Below are 4,601 nucleotides of genomic sequence, written 5' to 3' on the forward strand. Positions count from 1 at the left end.
GCAGCAGGCGGATGACCGCGTTCCGCCAGATTTTCTCTACAGCCATAGCTTTTAGATTATAAACACAGAGTTGGGCGTATAAATATGCCGCTATTTTATCTAACGATAAAAAAGATGAACCAATATCAACCTAACCATATTTATTCACTTCACCCCTAAAAAATAAAGCGCGATCAGTTTTCTTCTCTCTTATAACCTCAGCACGATTAATATGTTATCACCATTAATAACTAACATCCCACCTTACCAGATATTATGTTTTTTGTTTCGTGAAATGGAAATATTCTAAAAGCACCAATACTGCCAAGGGGCTTTTCTTTATAATAAAAATCAATTGCTTGTACCGCGTCTTCTATAACAGAAATGTTATATTTCTGCGATAGCATCATAACTACATTCATATCACAAGAACCCATCTTTACATAATGAACTACCACAATAGCTTTTGTTTTATTATTTATTAGTGTTTCAATCCTTACTAGATCAACGTTAGAATTATTACTATAACCATTTGCAATTTTATAACTGCGCTTCTTAGTGAAGAAGCATTTACCGTTGATACAAAATAAATAAAAGTGCAATAATTTTATTACCCGGTTGAATTTCTAGGAGTATAGCTGACATTTCTAAAGCATCGGTGCACGAGGTAGTCAGTGATGCTTTCTTTAAATCGTAGTGCCGCTCAAAAAACCATGACATTTTTTAAAAATGTCATCGCCAGAAATTTCACTTCCTACCACAGCTTTAGAAATATAAACCAGTTGCTTCCCATGCAAATAAGGCTTGTTGAATGGAATTACTTTTTATTCCTTAATTAATTCTTTATTTATTGGTATAAAATATTATTTATATAATGAAAATTTATTCGCATTACGGTCTTTTTCTGAAAGAATTAAGCTACTATTTTCCATTGGCCAGTTCACGTTTAATTCGCTATCGTTATAAAATATAGACCTTTCACTATTGGGATTATAATAATTAGTAGTTTTATATAGACATTCTGCTATTTCACTGAGAACCAATAATCCATGAGCAAAACCTTCAGGTATCCACATCTGAAGTTTATTCTCTGCGGATAAGTTCACTCCAACCCATTTCCCAAACGTCGCAGAATCCTTACGGATATCAACAGCCACATCAAACACTTCACCAGCGACACAGCGTACTAATTTACCCTGCGTGTGTGGCGCTAACTGAAAGTGCAGTCCGCGTAAAACACCTTTTGAAGACTTGGAGTGGTTATCCTGAACAAACCCAATTTTGCGCCCTATCGATTCTTCGAACACTTGCTGGTTGAAGCTTTCAAAGAAGAAACCGCGCTCATCGCCAAACACCTTGGGTTCAAAAATTAGTATATCAGGGATTTCAGTTTTAATCACGTTCATGGCATCAGTATCCTCTCACCATTTTGAGCAGATACTGCCCATATTCATTCTTCGACAGAGGTGCAGCCAGTTTCTTGACCTGCTCCGTGTTAATAAACCCTTTACGGTAAGCAATCTCTTCTGGGCAGGAGACTTTCAGGCCCTGTCGCTGTTCGATGGTCTGAATAAAATTACTGGCTTCAATTAGGCTATGGTGCGTACCGGTGTCCAGCCATGCATAGCCACGTCCCATCATGGCGACAGACAGATTGCCCTGCTCCATATACAGGCGATTGATATCAGTAATCTCCAACTCACCGCGCGGTGAGGGTTTCAGGCTCTTCGCCATCTTAACTACGCTGTTGTCATAGACATATAACCCGGTCACTGCATAATTACTTTTCGGCTCCAGCGGTTTCTCTTCAAGGGATACGGCGATACCCTCTTTATCAAACTCAACTACGCCGTAACGTTCTGGATCGTTGACGTGGTAAGCAAAGACCGTAGCACCAGATTTCTGGTTTACTGCAGCTTCCAGCTCTTTCGGCAAGTCATGACCGTAGAAAATGTTATCGCCCAGCACCAGTGCTACATTGTCATCACCGATAAACTCTTCGCCGATAATAAAGGCCTGCGCCAGTCCGTCCGGGCTGTCCTGTACTTTGTATTGCAGGTTCAGGCCCCACTGACTGCCATCGCCCAGCAGTTGCTCAAAGCGCGGTGTATCCTGCAGGGTACTGATAATTAAAATATCGCGAATTTCCGCCAGCATCAGGGTGCTGATTGGGTAATAGATCATCGGCTTGTCATAGATAGGTAACAGCTGCTTGCTGACGGCCATCGTGACCGGGTACAGACGGGTACCGGAACCGCCAGCCAGAATAATTCCTTTACGCATTGGGTATCTCTAATCTGTCATTCTGAGCAAATCTTAGAATTTGAATGTAGGGTTAAATTGCCTGTAATGCTGCAAGCTCTTCGAGCATGCGCCGGACGCCTGCCTGCCACTCTGGCAAGTTAAGTCCAAATGTTTGCTGAAACTTTGCGTTATCAAGACGAGAATTTAATGGTCGCTGAGCCGGAGTTGGATAGCCGCTGGTTGGCAGAGGTTTCGCATCATTGAGCACTAGCTCAACACCAGCCATTCTTGCTTCAGTAAATACCAGACTCGCGTACTCGAACCATGTGGTAGTTCCTGAAGCAACCAGATGATAAAGACCGGCAACCGAAGAGTCACGCTGAGCAGCAGTAATGGCATGGGCAGTACAATCAGCCAACAGATCCGCACCGGTTGGTGCTCCGCACTGATCGTTAATAATCCCCAGTTCAGCCCGCTCTTTTGCCAGTCGTAGCATTGTCTTGGCGAAATTACTGCCTTTAGTGGCATAAACCCAGCTAGTGCGGAAGATAAGATGCTTATGACAATGCCGTTGGATAGCCTGCTCACCCGCCAGTTTGCTTGCACCGTAAACATTGAGCGGCCCGGTGGCATCTTCTTCAACCCACGCCTGCTCTCCGTTACCTGGAAAAACATAGTCAGTGGAGTAATGCACCAGCCATGCACCGAGTGCCTGAGCTTCTTTAGCGATGGCCTCAACTGTTACGGCATTAATTAAGCGTGCCTGTTCCGGCTCACTCTCCGCTTTATCAACGGCAGTGTAGGCGGCTGCATTAACGATGACGTCAGGTTGAATGGCGCGGATGGTGGCAATAATGCCTGCAGTGTTAGTGAAGTCACCACAATAATCAGTAGAGGATGTTGCCAGCGCGGTGACGTTACCTAGCGGCGCTAGGAGGCATTGTAACTCCCAGCCTACCTGACCATTTTTCCCAAAAAGTAGAATATTCATGGTTGACGTTCGCTGTAATTCTGCTCAATCCAAAACTGGTAAGCCCCGCTCTTCACATTGCTAACCCACTCGCTGTTAGTCAGATACCACTGCACCGTCTTGCGAATCCCGCTTTCAAAGGTTTCCTGCGGCTGCCAGTCAAGTTCTGCGGCAATCTTAGTAGCATCGATAGCGTAGCGGCGATCGTGGCCTGGGCGGTCGGCAACATAGGTAATCTGCTGGCGGTAGCTGCACTCTTTTGGCACCAGTTCGTCCAGCAGGTCACAGATGGTTTCTACCACCTGCAGATTCTGCTTCTCATTGTGACCGCCGATGTTGTAGGTCTCACCTGTCTGCCCTTGCGTCACCACGGTATACAGAGCGCGAGCGTGGTCCTCTACATACAACCAGTCGCGGATTTGATCGCCTTTTCCATATACCGGAAGCGGTTTGCCATCCAGCGCGTTGAGGATCACCAGCGGGATCAGTTTTTCCGGGAAGTGGTACGGACCGTAATTATTGGAGCAGTTGGTGACGACAGTCGGGAAACCGTAGGTACGCAGCCAAGCGCGAACCAGATGGTCGCCGGATGCTTTTGAAGCGGAGTAAGGGCTGCTGGGTGCATACGGCGTAGTTTCAGTGAACAGGGGTAGTGCACTACCTGCTGGCTCTTTATCAGGATGCGGCAGGTCGCCATACACTTCATCCGTAGAAATATGGTGGAAGCGAAAGGCAGCCTTGCGGTCTAAATCTAATCCATTCCAGTAGCTGCGCGCCGCTTCCAACAGGACACAGGTACCCACGATATTGGTTTCAATGAATGCTGCCGGGCCGCTGATTGAGCGGTCAACATGACTCTCCGCTGCCAGATGCATCACCGCATCAGGCTGATGCTGGCTGAAGATGGCACTCAAAGCCGCGCTGTTGCAGATATCTGCCTGCACAAAGGCATAGCGTTTACTGCTGCTAACTTCCGCCAAAGATTCTAGATTACCGGCGTAGGTTAATTTATCGACATTAATGACGTTGTCAGAGGTATTGCTAATAATATGGCGAACCACGGCCGAGCCGATAAATCCGGCTCCGCCTGTCACTAAAATTTTCACGCTTATATTCTCTCTGTATTCAATTTTAGGGGCTGTCCTAGATAAGGTTTAAATTTTACCTTTAACTATCTGTTTTAAAATAGTTAATTGCTGTTTTGCACTTGGAGTGTTAAATCGCCACTCACATTCCTTCAGATACAGCTCAAAATGTGCCTTCGGAATGCCGTTAAATTTACGCATGTGACGCTTCGCCTGATTCCAAAAATTCTCGATACCATTGATGTGATTTTGCCGGTCTTTTTTGTCGACAAACTGGGTGCTGTGATTGATCCTGTAATGCTTAAAATCGCTCACATCCAGTA

General features: G+C 45.4%; 6 protein-coding genes. All 6 read right to left on the minus strand.

All coding sequences use genetic code 11. From position 1 onward, the window contains the following. Nucleotides 1-230: 230 nt before the first annotated feature. A complete protein-coding gene (locus BBW68_RS20265) occupies nucleotides 231-581 on the minus strand; it encodes a DegT/DnrJ/EryC1/StrS family aminotransferase (RefSeq protein WP_245166486.1) in 351 nt (116 codons plus the stop codon). A 261-nt stretch (nucleotides 582-842) separates the two neighbouring features. Beyond that, a complete protein-coding gene (gene rfbC / locus BBW68_RS00855; RefSeq protein ID WP_070133611.1) occupies nucleotides 843-1,385 on the minus strand; it encodes a dTDP-4-dehydrorhamnose 3,5-epimerase in 543 nt (180 codons plus the stop codon). 4 nt (nucleotides 1,386-1,389) lie between these two features. Further along, nucleotides 1,390-2,262, minus strand: a complete 873-nt coding sequence (gene rfbA / locus BBW68_RS00860) for a glucose-1-phosphate thymidylyltransferase RfbA (RefSeq protein ID WP_070133612.1) — start codon at nucleotides 2,260-2,262, stop codon at nucleotides 1,390-1,392. Nucleotides 2,263-2,314: 52 nt separating this feature from the next. Beyond that, on the minus strand, nucleotides 2,315-3,214 hold the full coding sequence (rfbD, locus tag BBW68_RS00865) for a dTDP-4-dehydrorhamnose reductase (RefSeq protein ID WP_070133613.1): 900 nt from the start codon (nucleotides 3,212-3,214) through the stop codon (nucleotides 2,315-2,317). Next, nucleotides 3,211-4,299 (minus strand): dTDP-glucose 4,6-dehydratase, encoded by a 1,089-nt coding sequence (rfbB, locus tag BBW68_RS00870; protein WP_070133614.1) that lies wholly within the window; start codon nucleotides 4,297-4,299, stop codon nucleotides 3,211-3,213. Before rfbB ends, rfbD begins: the two co-directional genes overlap by 4 nt. Before the next feature lie 48 nt (nucleotides 4,300-4,347). Beyond that, the coding region (locus tag BBW68_RS00875) for a transposase (protein WP_148127484.1) at nucleotides 4,348-4,601 on the minus strand (254 nt) is incomplete at its 5' end.

The organism is Candidatus Erwinia dacicola, assembly GCF_001756855.1.
Lineage (GTDB): Bacteria > Pseudomonadota > Gammaproteobacteria > Enterobacterales > Enterobacteriaceae > Erwinia > Erwinia dacicola.

What these genes read in the sequence shown, in the direction of transcription:
- rfbC (WP_070133611.1), bottom strand. Translation starts at nt 1,385, where the DNA reads ATGAACGTGATTAAAACTGAAATCCCTGATATACTAATTTTTGAACCC.
- rfbA (WP_070133612.1), bottom strand. Translation starts at nt 2,262, where the DNA reads ATGCGTAAAGGAATTATTCTGGCTGGCGGTTCCGGTACCCGTCTGTAC.
- rfbD (WP_070133613.1), bottom strand. Translation starts at nt 3,214, where the DNA reads ATGAATATTCTACTTTTTGGGAAAAATGGTCAGGTAGGCTGGGAGTTA.